This window comes from Lutibacter sp. Hel_I_33_5, assembly GCF_007827455.1.
Lineage (GTDB): Bacteria > Bacteroidota > Bacteroidia > Flavobacteriales > Flavobacteriaceae > Polaribacter.
This window is the reverse complement of record NZ_VISM01000001.1, coordinates 2588188-2610261: the sequence shown is the minus strand read 5'-3', so window position 1 is coordinate 2610261 and position 22074 is coordinate 2588188. Positions and strand designations below refer to the sequence as shown.

The 22074-nt window shown below is 30.3% G+C and carries 19 protein-coding genes and 1 tRNA gene; 11 read left to right on the top strand and 9 right to left on the bottom strand.

The genetic code is table 11. From position 1 onward, the window contains the following. Positions 1–51 precede the first annotated feature (51 nt). Positions 52–870, bottom strand: coding sequence for a hypothetical protein (locus OD91_RS11540; protein WP_144896537.1), 819 nt, complete (start codon positions 868–870; stop codon positions 52–54). Between the two features lie 186 nt (positions 871–1056). On the opposite strand from OD91_RS11540, the gene gcvP reads away from it, so the two are divergent. From gcvP to OD91_RS11515, 5 genes are all read left to right on the top strand, one after another. Next, entirely contained in the window at positions 1057–3894 is a 2838-nt protein-coding gene (gene gcvP / locus OD91_RS11535; RefSeq protein ID WP_144896536.1) for an aminomethyl-transferring glycine dehydrogenase, read from the top strand. Between the two features lie 202 nt (positions 3895–4096). Continuing rightward, the gene (locus OD91_RS11530) at positions 4097–4765 is read left to right on the top strand and encodes a HEPN domain-containing protein (RefSeq protein ID WP_144896535.1); all 669 of its coding nucleotides are present in this window, start codon (positions 4097–4099) and stop codon (positions 4763–4765) included. 14 nt (positions 4766–4779) lie between these two features. Further along, positions 4780–5103, top strand: a complete 324-nt coding sequence (locus tag OD91_RS11525) for a YegP family protein (RefSeq protein ID WP_144896534.1) — start codon at positions 4780–4782, stop codon at positions 5101–5103. Between the two features lie 44 nt (positions 5104–5147). Beyond that, positions 5148–5786, top strand: a complete 639-nt coding sequence (locus OD91_RS11520; RefSeq protein ID WP_144896533.1) for a DUF998 domain-containing protein — start codon at positions 5148–5150, stop codon at positions 5784–5786. A gap of 280 nt (positions 5787–6066) precedes the next feature. Further along, positions 6067–7368, top strand: a complete 1302-nt coding sequence (locus OD91_RS11515) for an erythromycin esterase family protein (RefSeq protein WP_144896532.1) — start codon at positions 6067–6069, stop codon at positions 7366–7368. A gap of 142 nt (positions 7369–7510) precedes the next feature. Here the strand turns inward: OD91_RS11515 and OD91_RS11510 are convergent, their stop codons facing one another. Beyond that, on the bottom strand, positions 7511–9022 hold the full coding sequence (locus tag OD91_RS11510) for an FMN-binding glutamate synthase family protein (RefSeq protein WP_144896531.1): 1512 nt from the start codon (positions 9020–9022) through the stop codon (positions 7511–7513). Between the two features lie 361 nt (positions 9023–9383). Beyond that, positions 9384–9638 (bottom strand): type B 50S ribosomal protein L31, encoded by a 255-nt coding sequence (locus OD91_RS11505; RefSeq protein ID WP_144896530.1) that lies wholly within the window; start codon positions 9636–9638, stop codon positions 9384–9386. 165 nt (positions 9639–9803) lie between these two features. Here OD91_RS11505 and OD91_RS11500 point away from each other — a divergent pair, with 165 nt between their 5' ends. Then, positions 9804–10859 (top strand): glutaminyl-peptide cyclotransferase, encoded by a 1056-nt coding sequence (locus tag OD91_RS11500; RefSeq protein ID WP_144896529.1) that lies wholly within the window; start codon positions 9804–9806, stop codon positions 10857–10859. 41 nt (positions 10860–10900) lie between these two features. Then, entirely contained in the window at positions 10901–12415 is a 1515-nt protein-coding gene (locus OD91_RS11495) for a hypothetical protein (RefSeq protein ID WP_144896528.1), read from the top strand. Positions 12416–12423: 8 nt separating this feature from the next. Here the strand turns inward: OD91_RS11495 and OD91_RS11490 are convergent, their stop codons facing one another. Continuing rightward, complete coding sequence (locus OD91_RS11490) at positions 12424–13074, bottom strand: class I SAM-dependent methyltransferase (protein WP_144896527.1); 651 nt, start codon at positions 13072–13074, stop codon at positions 12424–12426. A 39-nt stretch (positions 13075–13113) separates the two neighbouring features. Beyond that, on the bottom strand, positions 13114–14394 hold the full coding sequence (locus OD91_RS11485; RefSeq protein ID WP_144896526.1) for an amidohydrolase family protein: 1281 nt from the start codon (positions 14392–14394) through the stop codon (positions 13114–13116). A 74-nt stretch (positions 14395–14468) separates the two neighbouring features. On the opposite strand from OD91_RS11485, the gene OD91_RS11480 reads away from it, so the two are divergent. From OD91_RS11480 to OD91_RS11470, 3 genes are read left to right on the top strand one after another with little or no spacing between them, the layout of a single operon-like run. After that, entirely contained in the window at positions 14469–15149 is a 681-nt protein-coding gene (locus tag OD91_RS11480; RefSeq protein WP_144896525.1) for an SDR family oxidoreductase, read from the top strand. A 5-nt stretch (positions 15150–15154) separates the two neighbouring features. Next, on the top strand, positions 15155–15742 hold the full coding sequence (locus tag OD91_RS11475) for a SprT-like domain-containing protein (RefSeq protein WP_144896524.1): 588 nt from the start codon (positions 15155–15157) through the stop codon (positions 15740–15742). Beyond that, entirely contained in the window at positions 15732–16808 is a 1077-nt protein-coding gene (locus OD91_RS11470) for a mannose-1-phosphate guanylyltransferase (protein WP_144896523.1), read from the top strand. Before OD91_RS11475 ends, OD91_RS11470 begins: the two co-directional genes overlap by 11 nt. Positions 16809–17061: 253 nt before the next feature. On the opposite strand, the gene OD91_RS11465 is transcribed toward OD91_RS11470, so the two are convergent. The 4 genes from OD91_RS11465 to OD91_RS11450 all read right to left on the bottom strand — a co-directional run bounded on the left by OD91_RS11465 (position 17062) and on the right by OD91_RS11450 (position 20311). Beyond that, complete coding sequence (locus OD91_RS11465; protein ID WP_144896522.1) at positions 17062–18546, bottom strand: DUF389 domain-containing protein; 1485 nt, start codon at positions 18544–18546, stop codon at positions 17062–17064. A gap of 123 nt (positions 18547–18669) precedes the next feature. Beyond that, positions 18670–18742, bottom strand: a tRNA-Lys gene (locus tag OD91_RS11460). A gap of 59 nt (positions 18743–18801) precedes the next feature. Next, complete coding sequence (locus OD91_RS11455; protein WP_144896521.1) at positions 18802–19569, bottom strand: ABC transporter ATP-binding protein; 768 nt, start codon at positions 19567–19569, stop codon at positions 18802–18804. Position 19570: 1 nt separating this feature from the next. Beyond that, complete coding sequence (locus OD91_RS11450) at positions 19571–20311, bottom strand: ABC transporter permease (RefSeq protein WP_144896520.1); 741 nt, start codon at positions 20309–20311, stop codon at positions 19571–19573. A gap of 113 nt (positions 20312–20424) precedes the next feature. Between OD91_RS11450 and pafA the strand changes: the two genes are divergently transcribed. After that, complete coding sequence (pafA, locus tag OD91_RS11445; RefSeq protein ID WP_144896519.1) at positions 20425–22071, top strand: alkaline phosphatase PafA; 1647 nt, start codon at positions 20425–20427, stop codon at positions 22069–22071. Positions 22072–22074: the final 3 nt, after the last annotated feature.

Genomic DNA, 22074 nt, shown 5'->3' with positions numbered 1-22074 from the left:
TTTCTACTTATTAATTTTTACCAAATTGATAAAAAAGACGTTTTTAATTAATTAATTAGCAATAAAAAAGAGAATTATACACCAAAATATAGGTAATGATTCCACCCAAAATGAACTATAATATTTTGATTGTGATTCTTTGGCTCTCATCAATAAAAATAAAAGTGCAAAAAAGAAAATTAAAAATAAATTTCTAATGGATGAATTTGGTGCAATTACAAACTCTAAAACAAGGCAGATAATCAACAAAAAATAGCCTAACTTTTTAGTGTTTTCTACACCTATTTTTTGCGGAATGGTTTGTAAGGATATTGCATCGTATTTTATATCTCTAATGTCAAAAGGTAATATTAAAACGATCACCAGTAAAAATCGTTGAAATGCAGCTAAATATGCTACTTCAGATAATTCAGATTGAACATCCACTAACGGTGCTAAAACTGTAAAACCAGTCCAAACTAATGCAACTACAATAATTTTTAAATGACTAATAGTTCTTAAATTTTTTTGAAACCCACTTAAAAATGGAATCGCATATAACAAGGTTAATAAAGAGAAAGGGACTAAAAACAGTAGTGTATTAAAAGATAATTTAACGCCGTAAAAACACATCAATAAAAAACAAATAAATGAGAAAATTTGAATTGCTTTTAAATTATTAGTCAAACTTCGATGATGCAATTTTGCAACACCGGCATATTTCACAAAATTGTACCCAGTAATTGTTCCATAAAACATAAAATAATCTAGGGATTCGTTATACGATAGATTAAAATATATTTCTGTTATTCTCACAAAACAATACACAGATAATGCAACATGAATACTTGCATTTACATAAAAATCTAAGGCTATTTTTAAAAGCTTCATCTTGTAAAAATACATTTAATGTTCATAACCTTATAATTTGGTTAATAATTTACCTGTTTTTGATAAAATCTTACCTAAAAAATCAATAGAAAATATGTAATTTTGAGCTTCTAAAAATTACACTGTTTATTGATTGAAAAATCTTAAACTAAAACGATTGAATTAAGGACAAATTAGATAGTATAGATGAACACAAATTCGTTTCAACAAAGACATATTGGACCTAATAAAGAGGAACAAGAAAAAATGTTATCAACTATTAAAGCTGATACACTTGAGCAATTAATTTACGAGACCATTCCAGATGATATTCGTCTAAAAGGTGAATTAGATTTAGCTCCAGAAATGAGTGAATATGAATATTTAAATCATATTAACGAATTAGGTGCCAAAAACAAGGTTTTTAAAAGTTATATCGGCTTAGGATACCATGAAGCAATTGTACCTAGTGTAATTCAACGAAATATTTTAGAAAATCCAGGTTGGTACACCGCTTATACTCCTTATCAAGCAGAGATTGCCCAAGGAAGATTAGAAGCATTGTTAAATTATCAAACCATGGTTTGTGATTTAACAGGAATGGAACTAGCAAATGCTTCTTTACTAGATGAAGGAACTGCAGCTGCAGAAGCCATGGCTTTGTTATTTGATGTTAGAGAACGATCTCAAAAAAAATCTAATGTTGTTAAGTTTTTTGTTTCAGAAGAAATTTTACCTCAAACATTATCGGTTTTACAAACACGTGCTACTCCGATTGGAATTGAATTAGTGATTGGCAATCATGAAGAATTTGATTTTTCTGATGCCTTTTTTGGAGCAATTTTACAATATCCAGGAAAACACGGAGAAGTATTTGACTATACAGATTTTGTTACGAAAGCAAATGAAAACAATATAAAGGTTGCGGTTGCAGCAGATATTTTATCGTTAGTAAAACTAAAATCTCCAGGAGAATTTGGTGTCGATGTAGTTGTTGGAACCACACAACGTTTTGGAATTCCTTTAGGTTATGGAGGGCCTCACGCTGGTTATTTTGCAACTAAAGAAGCATACAAACGTAGTATTCCAGGACGCATTATTGGTGTTACCAAAGATGTAAATGGTGGAAGGGCTTTACGAATGGCTTTACAAACCAGAGAGCAACATATTAAACGTGAAAGAGCTACTTCCAACATTTGCACAGCCCAAGTTTTATTAGCTGTTATGGCTGGAATGTATGCGGTATATCATGGAAAAGATGGTTTACAATATATTGCCAATAGCGTTCATACATACACAAAAACCCTGTCCATTCAATTAGAAGATTTAGGTTTTAAACAGGTAAACAACGCTTATTTTGACACTATTTTGATTGAAGTTGAAGCTGCAAAATTAAAAGCTGTAGCAGAAGCTAATAATATCAATTTTAATTATGTTGATGATAATCATGTTTCTATTTCTATAAATGAAACTGTCGGTATTAAAGAAATAAAAGCAATTGTAAGTTGTTTTGAAAAAGCGTTCAATCTTAAAAAAGGAGAATTACCTCTACCAATAAAAGTAATTCCTGAAAATTTACTAAGAAACACACCATTTTTAGAAAACGAAATATTTAATACGTATCAATCGGAAACGAATATGATGCGTTATATTAAAAAATTAGAGCGTAAAGATTTAGCGTTAAACCACTCAATGATTTCTTTAGGATCTTGTACGATGAAGCTAAATGCGGCTTCAGAAATGCTGCCTTTAAGTAATCCACAATGGGGAAATATTCACCCTTTTGCTCCTTTAAATCAAGCGGAAGGATATCAAGAAGTTTTAAAAAACCTAGAACATCAGTTAAATATAATAACTGGTTTTGCTGGCACTTCTTTGCAACCAAATTCTGGTGCACAAGGTGAATTTGCTGGATTAATGACAATTAGAGCCTATCATCAATCAAATAATGATTCGCATAGAAATATTTGTTTAATTCCTGCGTCAGCACATGGAACAAATCCTGCATCGGCAGTAATGGCTGGAATGAAAGTGGTTGTTACTAAAACAGATGAAAAAGGAAATATTGATGTTGATGATTTACGCGCTAAAGCTGAATTACATAAAGATAATTTAGCAGCTTTAATGGTCACCTATCCTTCAACACACGGAGTGTATGAAAAAGCCATTAAAGAAGTTACGAAAATTATTCATGATAATGGCGGACAAGTCTATATGGATGGAGCAAATATGAATGCTCAGGTAGGATTAACAAATCCTGCAACGATTGGCGCTGATGTATGTCACCTAAACTTACATAAAACTTTTGCCATTCCACATGGTGGTGGTGGCCCAGGAGTTGGCCCTATTTGTGTTGCACCACAGTTAGTGCCTTTTTTACCTACAAACCCTGTAATTGAAACTGGTGGTGAAAATGCGATTACCGCTATTTCTGCTGCACCTTGGGGTTCTGCATTAGCATGTTTAATTTCTTACGGATATATAACCATGTTGGGCGCTGACGGATTAACAAATTCGACAAAGAATGCCATCTTAAACGCAAACTATATTAAAGAACGTTTACAAGGACATTATGACACCTTATATACTGGTGAATTGAACAGAGCAGCTCACGAAATGATTTTAGATTGCCGTGATTTTAAGCAAAACGGAATTGAAGTTGTAGACATTGCCAAACGTTTAATGGATTACGGATTCCATGCACCAACAGTTTCTTTTCCTGTAGCCGGAACTATTATGGTAGAGCCTACAGAATCTGAAAGTATTGATGAATTAGATCGTTTTTGTGATGCTATGATTGCTATTAGAAAAGAGATTGCAGAAGCTACTAAAGAGGATACTAACAATCTTTTAAAAAATGCGCCTCACACTCAAGCGATGTTAACGGATGATGAGTGGACTTTACCTTATACACGTAAACAAGCTGCTTTTCCGTTGGATTATATTACTGAAAATAAATTTTGGCCTTCTGTTAGAAGAGTTGATGATGCATTTGGTGACAGAAACTTAATTTGTTCTTGTAACCCAATTGAAGATTATATGTAGGACAAGCAGTGTCTTTTAACTATTTTAAACCGTTTCGTTTTGAAACGGTTTTTTTTATTATAAATGAGTGTTTTTCCTTATTGATTTTATCAATTTAAAAAGATAACTTAGCTACATGTACTGAACCTGTTTCAGTAACCTTGGTATAAGTCATTAAAACGACGCGTATCAATTAAGTTGTGTGCAATTAAGAAAATATCATATGCCATCAGAATCTTACATTAATTTCCTTCACATTAGAATAGATGTTCTGAAATTAATCGAGACTCATACTTACTATACAAATAATAGACCAGGACGAAAGAGTTTAGGGCATTTGACTAGAAGTGCTGTGGTTATGCTTTGTGCAGCTTGGGAAAGATATAACGAGGATTTACTATTAGAATCGATTGATAAAATTTGTCTTTCAGTTAATGATATAAATCAATTAAATGATGGCATCAAGAATACGATAAGTGAAAAGGTGAAATCTGATAAACATAATAACAAACCAATCGAATTAGCTGGTTTAGGCTGGAAAGAGGTTTGGAAAAATTATGCGTTGGATGAAACTAAATTATTAAACACACCAAAGGGTAATAAACTAAGAGAATTATACTTGACTTATCTAGGAATCCCTGATTATACTAGATTGTGGACTGTGAATAATTCGACTGAAATTGATCTTTTTGTTTCTGATAGAGGTAATATTGCACATAATGGAAACAAAGCTTCGTATATTAGGATGACTAAATTAAGAGCTTATCAGGATTTAATTGTAAATAATGTGATAAATATTGATTCAAATATGGCAGACACTTTACAAGTAATGACAAGAACAGCAAGTTTACCTTGGAATAAGGACTACTTTACTGACCTTTCAAAATATTAATATAGATTTTAAAAATGGGAAAATTTCTAATTAGGCAAATGAGCAATGGACAATACTATTTTAACTTAAAAGCTTCAAATGGAGAGGTATTGGTTACAAGTGAAGGTTACACAAGTAAGGCTGGCTGTATGAATGGTGTTGATGCTGTCAAAATTAATGCTGTTAGAGGTAATCAATTTATTGAAAAGACTTCTTCAAACGGAAAATATTACTTCAACTTGAAATCACAGAATGGACAAATTATAGCAACTAGTCAAATGTATTCTAACAAGAATTCAATGCTTGGAGGAATCGAAGCTGTTAGAAGATATGCACCAAATGCAAGATTAGACTACTAACTGTACACAACAACATTAACTACTAATAAAATAAGGATAAACCAATGAAAAAAAACACTACTTTTTTAATAGGAATACTTGGAGTTAGCCTCTTTATTATTTCATCTATTGTTGGTGGAATTCTAATTGAAAACTACAGTATATTGAGTCAATACATAAGTGAAACTTATGCAATTGATACAATATATGGCGTAATTTTAAGAGCCTTTGGGTATATTCCAAGTGGAATTCTTCTTACCATATTTTGTTTTTTTGGAGCAACTTATTTTCAACCTTCTAAACTAATCAAAATTGGGTTTTATGGTATCGGAATATTTTATGGATTAGCTACAATAATGGTTGGAATCTTTCCTTGTGATAGTGGATGTAATAAACAATTAATTGACCCAAGCACTTCTCAAATCATTCATAATTTAATGGGGTTATTAACATATTTATTTGTTCCTATTTGTATGATACTAGTTGGAGTAGGATTAAAAAGGTTCTCAAATCACAATAGGTTCTCAATACTATCAATTGCATATGGTGTAATAAGTATTTTATTTGTATTCTTATTGGTCTCTAATTCGAATTCTGAATACATTGGATTATATCAACGAATGGTAGAACTCGTATTTATTATATGGGTAATTACTTGTGCTATTACCATTAAAAATAAAAAACCAGCAGATAATAATCTATAAGAAAATAGTAGCTTTTTTTTAATAAAAGAGACATGTTTATTACATTCTAAAACTTTCAGTAAAAAAACTCTTAAAAACTTCTTCTTTTGTTATTCTAATTCACTTGAGGATTATATGTAACTGACTATGCATACAAATTGAAAGTATTTTTATTAAGAATAGATATTTCTCCTTATTGATTTTCTTAATTTTAAAAACTAACTTAGCTAACTCTTGATATAACGAATTAAAACTCGACCATATTAATTAAGTTGTAAAACATTTAAAATAAACATTTCGGATGAAAAAGACACTTTCAATTTTCATATTTATTTTACCATTCCTAATGAATTCTCAAAACAAGGAAACGATAGATTGGATAACTAATAATTCGATAGAAATAGAAAATGCAAATCCTAATTCTGAACTAAAACATTTCGAAAATAATACGCCTATTAAATTCGCAAATGCTAAAATTTTCGGGTTTGGAGAAGCTTCTCACAATACAAAGGAATTTTTCGACTTAAAAGCCAAATTCTTCAAGCATTTAGTAAAAAATGAAGGTTTGAAAACTTTCATAATGGAAGAATCTTATCAAGCTGAATCTGGAATAAACGAATGGATAAGTGGTGGAAAAGGAGATATTAAAACAATTGCTAACAATTTTAATATTGGTTTTTGGTACACTAAAGAAATTGTAAATTTATTACAATGGATGAGAAACTATAACTTGAATAAAGCCAAAGAAAATCAAATTCGATTTTACGGAATGGATATCCAAATAGGAAAAAACATTAGTCAAGAAATACGTGAATTTGTTAACACACATAAAATTACTATTGACGAAAAGCTTCTAATGATTGTAGATAATTGCTCAACCAAAAGTATAGATTATAGTAAATCTGACATTTGGTGGAAAATTCAAATTCCAAAATTAAATAAATTGAAAAAACAAATACTGAATTCACAAATAAAAGATGAAGACTACAATCCTGTAATCAGAAGTTTAGATTATTTAATAAGCTATACTCAATATGCATCAAAAGTTAAAACTAAATATCCAGAAAATACTGAATTTAGAGATTTAAAAATGTTTGAAAACGTTAAATGGATAGTAGAAAACGAATCTAAAAATGGAAAAGCTTTTATTTGGGCTCATAACGAACATATTAATAAAAAGGAAATGTATTATACTGGGAGCGATATAATAAATTTAGGTCGTCATTTGAAAGATTATTATAAAGATAATTACTATAGTGTAGGTTTTGACTTTGGAATTGGAGAAATAAATGGTTTCATTATAGATAAAAAAAAGGGAAATCATTGGAAAACTTACGACATAGAAAAACCATTCAAAAGAACATATGCTAAAACTCTAATGTCTATAAATAAAGATATTTATTTTATTGATTTGCAAAAAGCAATTGAAAATGATTCCTCAAAATTTTTTAGTAAGAAAAACAAACATTTATTAATAGCAGGTGGAGGGTATCAACCTAAACCACTTCACAAAATTATGATAAGTAAAATTTATACTGAAACATATGACGGATTGATTTTTGTCAAAGAAATATCGAGACCCGAATATAATTTGGATAAATAAAAAAACGTTTTACAACTCCGTATAAAATTAATTGCTGGTTTTAGCTAGTTTACGAAAGTCCTCGCGGACTTTCTTTGCCCATAATTATTTGCTAAATTAGTTGCTTAAACACGCCACTAGCATAGACAACAACGTTAGCTAATCATCTAAAATAAACCTCTTCAAAACTCTCTACAACCTCTTCTTTCGTTCTTCTAAAAACTTGTGTTGATTTTATTTCTGAAATAGAGTTATTTCCCATAGCAGCAACTAATTCTTTTACTGCTAAAATTGTTTTAGTATGGTAGTTTTTAACACGGATATTTTTATCTTCTACAACCAATGCTTTTACTAAATCATCATCTTGTGTTGCCACACCAACAGGGCAGGTATCTAAATTACATTCACGTGCTTGAATACAACCTAAACTTAGCATAAAACTACGCGCCATACCAATTGCATCTGCACCTAAAGCCAAGTATTTTACAATATCAAAAGCATCGATCGCTTTTCCGCTTGCTATAATTTTAATCTGTTCTTTTAAGTTGTATTTCTTTAGCATTTTATTTACAAAAACCAATCCGTCTATTAACGGAGTTCCAACATAATTAGAAAACTCTAATGGTGCAGAACCTGTACCACCTTCTGCCCCATCTACAGAAACAAAGTCTGGATAATTATTTGCTTCTGAAAATGCTTTAAACATGGCTTCAATTTCTGAAGTATCTCCTACACAAAATTTAACTCCTACTGGTTTTCCTTCCGCTAATTCCCTTACTTTTTGAATAAAAGAAATCATCCCTTCAAAATCTGAAAACGCCGAATGACTTGGCGGAGAATCTACTCGTGTAAAAGGCTTTACTGATCGTATTTTAGCAATCTCTTCAGTATTTTTCTTGGCTGGTAAAATTCCGCCATGTCCTGGTTTTGCTCCTTGTGAAAACTTAATTTCTATCATTTTCACTTCTGGTCTGATGGCATTTTCTTTAAAAATTTCATCGTCAAAGATTCTTTTTCCGTTTTCATCAGATTTTCCTGCCCCAAAATATCCTGTTCCAACTTGAAAAATTAAATCGCCTCCTTGTAAATGATACGGAGAAATTCCGCCTTCTCCTGTATTATGTGCAAAATCACCCATTTTTGCTCCTTGATTTAACGCTTTAATTGCATTTTTACTTAAAGAACCAAATGACATTGCTGAGATGTTAATAATTGAAGATGTATATTTCTGGGTACATTTATCGGAGCCGAATTGAATCATTTCTCCAGTAATATGATGATGATCTTTTGGAAATAGTGAATGCTTTACAAATTCGTACCCTTTTGCATATACATCATGCTGAGTTCCAAATGGAATCGTCTCAATTTCTTTTTTTGATCGTTGATATACAATACTTCTTTTTTCTCTATTTATAGGGGTTCCGTTTAAATCGTCTTCTATAAAATATTGTTGAATTTTTTCTCTTTCTTCTTCAAATAACCAACGTAAACGTGCTACTAATGGAAATGCTCTTAATAGTGAATGTTTTGTTTGAATGCTATCATATACTGCTATAAGCAATAAAATTCCAAAAATAGATAGTAAAATAATTGTTCCTATTTGTGGCATAAAATAAACCAATGCTCCGCAAGCACTAGTTATTATAAATAAAACAGCTAATATGGTATTTTTCATTTTTAGGTTTTAATTTTAAAGGGGCTTAAAAATAAACTTTTCATCTTAATTTACACAACTACTTTGGCAAATATCTGCGTTAGGGATTGTAGTGGAAATCCTTTTTATAAGCTAAATTTATAAGTGTCTTTACGAGTTTACGAAGTAATCTCTTTATAATAATGAGGTTGCCACAGTTTACAAAAAATAAACTTGGTAATAAAAGTTATAAAAAGATTGCAGCGTAAAGCCCGACCTAAAAGGTAACGCCCAACTTATAAGACTTTGAAATAAACTCGTAGATACTGAAACAAGTTCAGCATAAAAAAAACTCCAACAAATACATGTTGGAGTTTTAAATATGGTTAAAATTCTTAAAGAATTACTCTTTTTTGAATTTTGCGTATTTGTTTTTGAACTTGTCTATACGTCCTGCCGTATCTACTAATTTAGATTTACCAGTATAAAATGGGTGAGATGTTCTAGAGATCTCTAATTTTATTAACGGATACTCAACTCCTTCTACATCTAAAGTTTCTTTAGTATTTGCAGTAGAACGTGTTAAGAAAACATCTCCGTTAGACATGTCTTTAAAAGCAACCATTCTGTAATTTTCTGGATGAATTCCTTTTCTCATGATATATAATTTTAATACTTTATTCTTAATTTATAGTAAAGTTGGTAAAGCTTTACACGTTATTTGCTTAACATTTTAATCTTAAATATTAAGTGGGTGCAAATTTAACCCTTTTTTTTAATTTGCAAACAAATAATTTATTTTATTTGTATAAAAATAATATCCATGAAAATTCTAACGTATTTTTTTATTTTATTACTGACAGCCATCACCTTATCTTCTTGTGAAACCACCTATAAATTTAGCATAGAAGTTCCTAAAAAGACAACTATAGGAAAAACTGTTACTGCTACTTTAAAAGAGAAAAACAATAATCCAATTGATTCTGTTCAATTTTTCTTAAACGGGAAACAACTTGCAAGTAAAAATAATAGTATTACAATTAATACTGAATCTATTGGTGTAGGTAAACAATATATTACGGCATTAACTTTTTATCCTGGAAAAACTAAAAAAACAAATAATTCGTTTGAAATTTTTGCAAATAAAGCGCCAGAAGTTTATGGCTACAAATTAATCAACACCTACCCGCATGATGCAAAAGCATATACGCAAGGATTAGAATATCATAATGGATATTTGTATGAAACTACAGGAAGAAAAGGACAATCTACTTTAAGAAAAGTTGATATTAAATCTGGGAAAGTAATTCAGAAAATAGATTTAGATAAAAAATATTTTGGCGAGGGAATGACTATTGTAAAAGATAAAATTTTCTGGCTCACATGGCAGGCTAAAAAAGGGTTTGTATACAATTTAAACGACTTTAAACAAGTTGGAGAATTTAACTATAATAGAAGTAAAGAAGGTTGGGGGTTAACTCATAATGCTACTGAATTAATTAAAACTGATGGTTCTCACAATATTTGGTTTTTAAATCAAGAAACACAAAAAGAAAAAAGAAAAATTCAAGCTTATACGAACAAATATGCAGTTGATAAATTAAATGAAGCTGAATTTTTTAACGGAAAATTGTATATTAATAGATGGATGACAGAGAAACCTGTAAAGTCTATTTTTGTAATTGTGAACCCTGAAAATGGCGTGGTTGAAGGCCTTGCAAATCTTAATGGTTTACGTAAAGAAGTTTTAAAATCTCAGAAATTAGAAGATGATGATGTTTTAAACGGAATTGCTTTTGACAATGAAAATAACAGACTCTTTGTAACTGGAAAACATTGGAGTAAGTTATTTGAAATTGAACTTGTAAAAAAGCAATAATCCATTAAATAAAAAGTTATACTTTTAACCAAAATCAATCAATGCGATATATTATTACTTTTCTTATTTGTGTTCTTTTATTTTCTGTTAGTTCTTGTAGAAAAGATTTTAATACAGTGGCTAGTTTTGGCGACTTAACTTTTTCTAAAGACACTGTTTTTTTAGATACTGTTTTTTCGAATATTGGTTCTGCCACCTATAATTTAAAGGTTTACAACAAGAGTAATAAAGCGATAAGCATCCCTTCTATTCAATTAGAGAACGGCAACAGTTCTAACTATAGATTAAATGTTGATGGAATTTCTGGAAAATCATTTCAAAATATTGATTTGTTAGCTAACGATAGTATTTATGTTTTTGTTGAAACCACCATTGATGTTACTTCTGTAGCAAATCCATTATATACAGATCGGATTTTATTTGATAATGGAACTAATCAACAAGATGTGGATTTAGTTACCTTGGTACAAGATGCAACTTTTATTTATCCGGGTAGAAATCCAATCTCAATGAAAATTGATAGTCTTTCTTTAGATGGCAAACCAACATCAATTCAAGGTCGTTTTTTAACAGATACCGAACTTACTTTTACCAATACAAAACCCTATATAATTTATGGATATGCAGCTGTACCAGAAAATAAAACCTTAACTGTAAATGCTGGAGCTAAGATTCATTTTCATGATAATTCTGGTTTAATTATTGATAAAAACGCCACTTTAAAAGCCAACGGAACATTATCTGAAAAAGTAGTTTTTGAAGGCGATCGATTAGAACATTCTTTTAGTAGAGTACCTGGGCAATGGGGAGCAATCTGGATGCGTGCAGGTAGTAGAGACAACGAGCTAACGAACGTACAAATTAAAAACGGAATTATTGGTGTATTAGTTGATAGTATTGGTTCAAATTCTACTCCTACCTTAACACTAAAAAATACCGAAATTTATAATAATGCTAGTTTCGGAATTCTCTCTAGAGAAGCAAATATAATAGGAGAAAATGTTGTTATTGGTAACGCTGGTCAAGCTTCTTTAGCCGCTACTATTGGTGGAACTTATAATTTCACACATTCAACTTTTGCAAATTATTGGAGTAATGGAATTAGACCTTTACCTGCAGTTTTAATTAATAACTTCGTTTCTTTTAATGATGAAAACGATCAAGAAGTTATTTTGACTAGAGATTTACATGCTGCTAATTTTACCAATTGCATTTTTAACGGAAATAATAATATAGAACTAATTTTAGATAAAGTTGAGGGAAGTTTATTCAATTATAATATTAGCAATTCTCTAATTGAATTTACAGATAGTAATAATGACTTTAATGATATTGCTGAAATGAATTTTGATGATACAATACATTTTCAAAACAATATTATTAATGGTAGTCCAAATTTTAGAGGTACTTCACTAAGTGATTTTATTATTGGCGAACAAAGTGCAGCGATTAATAAAGCAAAAGCGACTAGTATTTCTTTAGATATTTTAGGAACTGATAGAACCACTAATCCTGACATTGGTGCCTACCAACATATTGAGTTTAAAAAAGATTAGTCTTTATTTTATTTGAGTTGAACTTTAGCAAATCGAACATTTAAAACTCCCCAATCGTGTTGAAAACTATTAATTGGATTTAATAATTCAACTTGATATTTATTTCTGTCCAAAGCATCAATTAATTCATTACATCCTTTACCAAGAATCTCTTTTTCGGTATTTTCATAATAATCGTCAAAAATAATGACAGTATCTTTTGTAATAATTTTTGTTAGGTTTTCCCAATCAGACTTCACTGTATCAATACTATGTCCACCATCTATAAATATAAAATCTATATTAATGTTTGGGTTATCTGACACAAATTTTGGTAAAGTTTTTTGAGAATAGCCTTGATATAAATTAATATTTGCTCCAGTAGGGTTTAATTTGTTTTGTATAGAATTTTTTGATAATGGTCTTTTAGAAAACTCTTCTTTCAACTCATCTTCTGTTAACATTTCAAACAAGTCAAAACCATAATAATTAATTGTAGATGCTTTATGGAAACTTTTAGCAGTCTCAATCATTCTATTAGAGTTTCTCCCATTAAACACTCCAACTTCTAATATTGAATTGCTTTTTTGTTTTGCAATTTCACTAATTAATGTTCTGTATCGTAAGGGTTTTATAATTGCTAAACGCAACTTATACTTAATAAAGTAAAATAATTTCATTATAATTGAAGCTTAGTTAGTTAAAAAAAACGAAAATACTTATTTTTTATACACCGTACCATTCTTCATAACAAAAACAACATTCTCCATCGTTGAAATATTTTTTGTTGGGTCTTCGTTTACTGCAATGATATCTGCCAAAAAATCTTTTTTAATTTGACCTAAGGCGTCTTTCATATCCAAAATTTCTGCATTTGTAACAGTTGCAGATTGGATAGTTTCCATTGCTGGCATACCTCCTTCAACCATAAATCCAAATTCTTTTCCATTATTACCATGCTTAAAAACACCTGCATCTGTTCCAAATGCAATTCCGACTCCTTTTTTATATGCTCTTGCAAACGTTCCTTGTATTTGTGGCCCAACAGATAATGCTTTTGGAACTACTATCGCAGGGAAATACCCTTTTACTTTTGCTTTTTCAACTACTTCTTTTCCAGCAGTTATCGTAGGTACTAAATAAGCATTGTGCTTTTTCATTAACTCCATGGTTTTATCACTCATAAAAGTACCATGTTCAATTGTTTTTACGCCTCCAATAATTGCACGCTGCATTCCTTCATCTCCATGTGCATGCGCAGCTACTTTCATTCCGTAATCTTTTGCGGTATTACAAATAGCCTTTACTTCTTCTATTGTAAATTGTGGGTTCTGTCCAGATTTAGCAACACTTAACACGCCTCCAGTGGCTGTTATTTTTATCCAATCAGCTCCATTTTTATATCGTTGTCTTACTGCTTTTTTTGCATCTTCAACAGAATTCACAACTCCATCTTTTGGTCCAGGATTCCCTATTAATTCTCTACTACCACCGTTTGTTGGGTCTGCATGACCTCCAGTTGTAGCCAATGCTTTTCCTGCTGTGAACACTCTAGGTCCAATAACCTTTCCAGTTTTAATTGCTTTTCCTAAAGAAATATTCACTCCTGTTCCGCCTAAATCTCTAACTGTTGTAAATCCATTTAACAAGGTGATTTTTGCAAAACCAACAGAATTATACGCTCTGTCAGCTTCGTTTAATATATATTTATTAATCCTCGCTTTTGGACTATGTTCACTTTCTATATGTACATGCATATCAATTAAACCAGGCATCACAACTTTACTTTTTAAATCGATGGTATCTGAGTTTTTGTCTTTCGGACTCACATATCCATTTAAAACATTCACAATTTTATTCCCTTGAACTACAATTGTTTTTTTTGATTGAATTTTTCCAGATTCAGTATCAATTATTTTACCACAATGTAAATACGTTGTTTGGGCAAACGAACAAGTGATAACGAATAAAAAAGAAAGAATAAAACTGATTTTTTTCATGATAAAAAATTTAATTAAGTTTATAAATGTAAGAATTTTTTAAGTAGCTTGCTTTTTTAAATTTTTCTATTTTCATGAAGAATATTATAATCACTGGTACAAGTAGAGGAATTGGTTTTGAACTTGCACAACAATTTGCTAATACAGGACATAAAGTGTTGGCTTTATCAAGAAATACTAAACCTTTAAAAAAAATAAATCATAAAAATATTACTTTAATTTCTGTTGATTTATCTAATAATGTTGACTTTAAAAAAGTAGTTAATTTTATAAAAACTAGTTGGAAAAAAGTTGATATTCTTATTAATAATGCAGGAAAACTAATTAATAAACCCTTTACCGATTTAACTTCTAATGATTTTTTAGAAGTTTATAAAGTGAATGTTTTTGGCGTAGCAGAACTCACAAAACAATGTATTCCTTTTTTCACAAAAGGAAGTCATATTGTTACGATAAGTAGCATGGGAGGAATTCAAGGAAGTATGAAATTTCCTGGATTAGCAGCTTATAGTTCTGCTAAAGGTGCCGTTATTACACTATCAGAATTATTAGCAGAAGAATATAAAGAACACGGCTTTTCTTTTAATGTTTTAGCTTTAGGAGCAGTACAAACAGAAATGCTTGAAGAAGCGTTTCCTGGGTATCAAGCACCAACAACAGCTAAAGAAATGGCAGATTATATTTTTAATTTTGCTTTAACGGGGTATAAGCATTATAACGGAAAAGTTTTACAAGTTTCAAGTTCTACACCATAAACTTATTGAGTTTTCAAAATCACATACCAGAGAAAGCAATTTTACCCGTTCAATATTTAATTGATCAGCATAATTTTATTTTAAAAATCGTAAAACAGCGTCAAACAAAACATGGTGATTTTAGAAAATTACCAAACGGAAAATATCAAATCACTGTTAATAATAATCTTAATAAACATCAATTTTTATTAACCTTGATTCATGAAATCTCACATCATGTTACGCATCAAAAGTTTGGACGCGTACAACCGCATGGTAAAGAATGGAAAACGATTTTTCAACATTTAATGTTACCGTTTTTAAAGCCAGCTATTTATTCGAAGGAAATCTTACCTTTTCTTGCCAATTATTTAAAAAACCCTAAAGCAAGTACGGATAGCGATGTTAAATTATCATTAGCTTTAAAAGGAAATGTTTCTAGTATGGGAAAGAATTTTATCTTTGAAGTTCCATATGGAAGTTTATTCCGATTTAAAAACACTATTTACAAAAGAGGTAACAAACGTAGAACTCGTTTTGAGTGTTTAAACACCAATAATAAAAGAGTATATCTTTTTAATCAGAATGTAGAAGTAGAAAAATATGAAAAATAACTATTACGCAGTAATAATGGCTGGTGGAGTTGGATCAAGATTTTGGCCAATGAGTACGTCAAACTTTCCCAAGCAATTTCATGATATGTTAGGAGCTGGTCAATCTTTAATTCAAAGAACATTTGAAAGAATTAATGATTTAGTTCCTTCAGAAAATATATTAATTGCAACAAACAAACGCTACGAAGATTTAGTGTTAGAACAACTTTCTAAGACAACAAAAAATCAATTATTATTAGAGCCTGCAATGCGTAATACTGCACCTTGTATTTTATATGCTGCTTTAAAAATATACAATCAAAATCCAGATGGCGTAATGCTTGTTGCACCTTCTGATCATTGGATTGATGACGAAGCGGAGTTTACAAGAAATATAGAAACATCTTATAAAGCATGTTCTAAGAGTGACATTTTAATGACCTTAGGGATTCAGCCAGATTCTCCTAATACAGGTTATGGATATATTCAATTTAATAAAGACGAAACTGAAATTAAAAAAGTAAAAAACTTTACTGAAAAACCTAATTTAGAAACTGCAAAAGAGTTTATTTCTAGTGGTGATTATTTATGGAATGCAGGGATTTTTGTTTGGTCTGTAAAAAGTATTATCAAAGCTTTTAAGAATTCGTTACCTGAAATGATTGATATTTTAGATGACGAAAATAATGTCTATAATTCTGACTTTGAAGACGATTTTATCAATACAAATTATGCAAAATGCGAAAACATTTCTATTGACTTTGGTATTATGGAAAAAGCAGAAAACGTACATGTTTTACCCGTTGATTTTGGTTGGAATGATTTAGGTACTTGGGGCTCTTTATACAATAAACTTGAAAAAGATTCTGAAGAAAATGCTACTGTTGGTGGTCAAACAATTTTTAGAGACGCCAACGGAAATATGATACGAACACAAAACGGCAAGAAAGTTGTTATTCAAGGACTGAAAGATTATATCGTAGTAGAAAAAGATGATGTTCTTTTAATCTGTCCTAAAAAAGATGAACAAGACATCAAACAAATAACTTCTGAAGTTAGAGGTACTTTTGGAGAAGATTTTGTTTAAAAAAGTTATACTTCAATAAAAAAGCATCCAGATGGATGCTTTTTTTATGCTAATTAATGCAAATTCGATACATTTAACAACAGTTTGTCAATTAGTTACGAATACATCTTAAAGATTTAATGTCATTCCCGTGAAAACGGGAATCTAAACACCAATGTTTTCATAGATTCCTGCTTTCGCAGGAATGATAATATGTTTTAAACATATTGATAATTATATCAAATTTTAAAATAATTTCTTACTCTAATTCAGCTTAATTACCTCTCTTAATAAAGAGCGTATCTAATTTCATTTCCGATTGTAACCATGTCCTTAATTCTCTTTCTTTTGGAGAAATGATACTATCTGGCAAACTTCTATTCCATTTTATAATTGCTTGTGGAATCGTATCAATCTTTATAAAATCTTTAGAAGACAATACACTCGCAAAACCAATTTCTTGAATGTCACTATAGCGTATTTTTGCATCTTTTGCTATTCTACTAAAAGCTACAAACTTCTCATTCTTATTTAAAGCATCTTTTTCAATACGCTTATTTAAAGATGAAATCGTTTCCTGCAAACCTTCAATTTGTTTATGTAAACCATCTATTACATTTTTACTTTCTTGTAACTCTTGACGCTTTTCATTATAAGCAGTTGTAATTAAATTGTAGCTTTTTGTATCACTACCCTTTACTTGAATTTTAACTTCACTTAAATTTGAATATCGAGGATCACTCACTAATTTATTTTGCAAAATATTTTCTTCAGCTTCGGTAACTTCATTAAAAAAGTTTAGGCTAATTATTTTATTATCAATATCTAAATTCTCATCAATTAATTGATAATTAGGAATTGCATCAATTTCATTCTTAACATAATTTTTAAACTGAGCTTGCATTCTACTTTCATCCAAAGCATTAATAAAAGTGTACACCGCAGGTATCATTACTGCAATTCCTACAATGGTAGCAATTGTAGCATATCGTTTTCTTTTAGCTGCATTGGCATATTTATGCATTGGAAAACTCAATAATTTTAATACAATAAAAGTAGCTAGGGCAATAAAAATAGTATTAATAGTAAACAAAAACATAGCGCCTAACGCATAGTTAAACCCTATCATTTCACCAGAAAAACCTTTTGCCAGCCCAAAACCTGCTGTACATAATGGCGGCATTAAAGCGGTAGCAATTGCTACACCAAATATTACTGACGCTACCGTACCTTTTTTAGTTCTAGCAACCATTAATGCTAAACCTCCAAAAAACGCAATTAATACATCTCTAATATCTGGTTTTGTTCTTCCTAATAATTCTGAAGTATCTTCTCCTCCACCAGGAAAAAAATAAAAGTATACAAATGATGCTAATAAACTTAGCACAATCATCGTTGCTAAACTTACTGCCGATTTTTTAAAAATATCGATATCATTAATAGCAAAAGCACTACCAATTCCTAAGATTGGGCCCATCAACGGAGATATTAACATCGCTCCAATTACAACAGCTGTAGAATTTGCATTTAACCCGACAGAAGCCACAAAAACAGCAAAAATAAGAATCCATGCTGTTGCTCCTTTAAAAGGAACATCTGCTTTTATAGCTTCTATAGTTGCTTCATGATCTGTATCGTGACGAAAGTCTAAAAGCTCGGTTAAATACTTTTTTACACTAACAAATAACCCTTTAGCTTCATTTTTAATTTCTTGCTTAGATTTTGATGCAGTTTCTTCTTTATTTTGTTGCTCTTCCATTATATAAATTGATAAAAATCATCGGAAAGATACAAAATTTTAAAAATGATATGGAAACTAATTTATATAGGATGAAAAAGGTTTAAAAAGAAAAAAGCTTCACGAAATGTGAAGCTTTTTTTGTGACCGGGCTGGGGCTCGAACCCAGGACCCTCTCCTTAAAAGGGAGATGCTCTACCAACTGAGCTACCAGGTCATTTTTGCTCTTAGCGGCTGCAAATATATACCTATTTTTATAAAAAACAAACTTGTTTTTTATTTTGTTTCATTTAAATATGCTTCTCTTACTTTTTTAAATAAATTAGATGAATACACAAAGTTTACAACTGCTTCATTATCAGTTTTAAATATCTCTTTATTGGATCCTTCCCATGCTTTTACACCATTTCTTAAAAAAACAATTTTTTCTCCAATTTCCATTACAGAATTCATATCATGTGTATTAATTACGGTTGTAATTTTATACTCATCGGTAATTTCTTGAATTAAATTATCGATTACAATAGCTGTTTGCGGATCTAGCCCTGAATTTGGCTCATCACAAAACAAATATTTTGGCTTCATTACAATAGCCCTTGCAATAGCAACACGCTTTTGCATTCCTCCAGAAAGTTCTGCTGGAAATTTTGCGTTAGAATTTTCAAGATTAACACGTTTTAGAACGGCATTTACACGTTCTATCATTTCATTTACAGGCAGCTTTGTAAACATCTTTAAGGGAAACATTACATTTTCTTCTACGGTTTGCGAATCAAATAATGCAGAACCTTGAAAAACCATACCTATTTCTTGTCTCCATAGTCTTTTATCTTCAATAGAAAACTCCGTATTTATTCTACCATCAAAAGAAATTGTTCCAGATTCTGGAGTATGTAATCCAATTAATGATTTTAAAAAAACCGTTTTACCTGAACCACTTTGCCCAATAATTAAACTAGTTTTTCCAGGATGAAATGTGGTAGAGATCCCTTTTAAAACCTGCACATCACCAAAACCTTTATGTAAGTTAGCTACTTCTATCATTTTATGTTAGTAATAATTGAGTTAAAATATAATTCATAATCACTATTAAAATAATGGTCCAAACCACAGATTGTGTACTTGCTTTACCAACTGCAATTGAACCTCCTTTAACATAATATCCATGATAAGAAGGAACGGTTGCAATTAAGAAAGCAAAAATTAAGGTTTTAATTAATGCGTATTTCACTAAAAAAGGATCAAACTGTAATTGTACTCCATAAATATAATCTACAAAAGAAAAGATACCCGATGTAAAACCTGCTAAATATCCTCCTAGAATCCCTAGAAACATCGCCAAAACTATTAAAAAAGGATAGAAAAAAAGAGTCGCAATAATTTTTGGCATTACTAAATGATTTAAGGAATTTATCCCCATCACTTCTAAGGCATCAATTTGTTCTGTAACACGCATAGCACCAATACTTGATGTAATATAAGAACCTACTTTACCTGCTAAAATAATAGAACAAAAAGTAGGCGCAAACTCTAAAATTATCGATCTTTTTGTTGCAAAACCTATCAAATATTTTGGAATAAACGGGCTATCAATATTTAAAGCCGTTTGCAGAGCAATTACACCTCCAATAAAGAAGGAAATGAACATAATAATACCTAACGATTTTATACCCAATTCATCAATCTCCCTCATTACTGCTTCATAAAATACTCTACCACGTTGCGGTCTTTTAAAAACCTGACGCAGCATCATAAAATACTTACCAATATGTTCTAGGTAATTCATTCCATTTAATTTTATGCTAAAGTATTAAAATATCATCAACTGTTGGTAAAGTTTTACCTTTCAAAGGTAAAAATTATTACTTTTGAGTAAATTCAAAATTAAAACACCTTTTAATGAAAAAATTAAGTTTTATTTTTATCTGTATTTCTTTGTTTATTTTTTCTTGTCAGAAAAAAGACAACAAGCAGAAATCACCCAAATTAGTTATTGGAATTGTTGTAGATCAAATGCGTTATGATTACTTAACTCGTTTTGAAGATAGATATGGAGAAGGTGGATTTAAAAGAATTATACAGAATGGCTTTTCGTTAGAAAATGCTCATTATAACTATGTTCCTACGTATACTGCAGTTGGACATGCATCAATCTATACGGGAACAACACCAAACAATCATGGAATTATCGGGAATTGGTGGTATGATAAATTTTTAAAAAAATCTATCTACTGTGTAGATGATAAGACATATAATTCTGTGGGTACTGAAACAAATAAAGGAAAAAAATCTCCTTATAGATTGTTTACTACCACTCTAACAGATCAATTAAAATTAGCTCAAAATAATAACGGAAAAACAATTGGAATTGCCATAAAAGATAGGTCTGCAATTTTACCTGTTGGTCATACAGGAAATGCTGCGTATTGGTTTGATAATGGCGAAAACGGACGATTTATTTCAAGCTCATTTTACATGAATGATTTACCAAATTGGGTTAAAGAATTCAATAATCAAAACAACGCAAAAAAATATGTTTCCCAGCCTTGGAATACCTTATACGATATTAAAACCTACACGAATAGCATTAGCGATAACAATACTTTTGAAGAAAAATTTAAAGGAGAAGAAACACCAACTTTCCCTCACGATTTACCTAGTTTAATGAAAGAGAATGATGGAATTGGAATTATAAAAGAAACTCCTTTTGGAAATACATTAACATTAGATTTTGCAAAAGCTGCAATTTTGGGCGAGAATTTAGGCAAAAATAAAGCAACAGATTTTTTATCAATCAGCTTTTCTAGTACCGATTATGTTGGACATCGTTTTGGTGTTGATGCTGTAGAAACTGAAGATACATATTTGCGTTTAGATAAAGATTTAGCCGATTTATTTTCTTTTTTAGACACTCAGGTTGGCAAAGAGAATTATACTATATTTCTGACTTCTGATCATGGAGCTGCAAGAGCCCCATCATACTTGCAATCGTTAAAAATACCAGCGCCATATTTTGATGCTAAAGACTTTAAAACGTTTGTGAATTCAATCACCAAAAAATACTTTAGAAACGATGAACTGGTTGAGAACATTTCTAATTTTCAACTATTTTTAAATAAAGAGAAAATTGAATCTTTAGGGTTACAAAAAGAGGAAATTATTAACAAACTTGTTGAAGAAACAATTAATTACAAAACCATCTATAAAGCTATTTCTGCGAAAACACTACAGAATACAAATTTTACGACAGGAATCTTAAACTCAATACAAAACGGTTACAATCAAAAATTTTCTGGAGATGTATTATTAGTTCCAAATCCATCAACTATAAGTAGTTATTATAAAAAAGGTGGAACTACTCATGGTTCTGGATTTTCTTACGATACCCATGTTCCTATAATTTTTTACGGAAATGGAATTAAAAAAGGGTCTTCTAAAAAGAAGTATGAAATTATTGATATTACTCCTACACTTTCCAATTTATTACATATTGAAACACCAAATGGAAGCACCGGGAAAATAATTGATGAAGTTTTAAAAAAATAAATT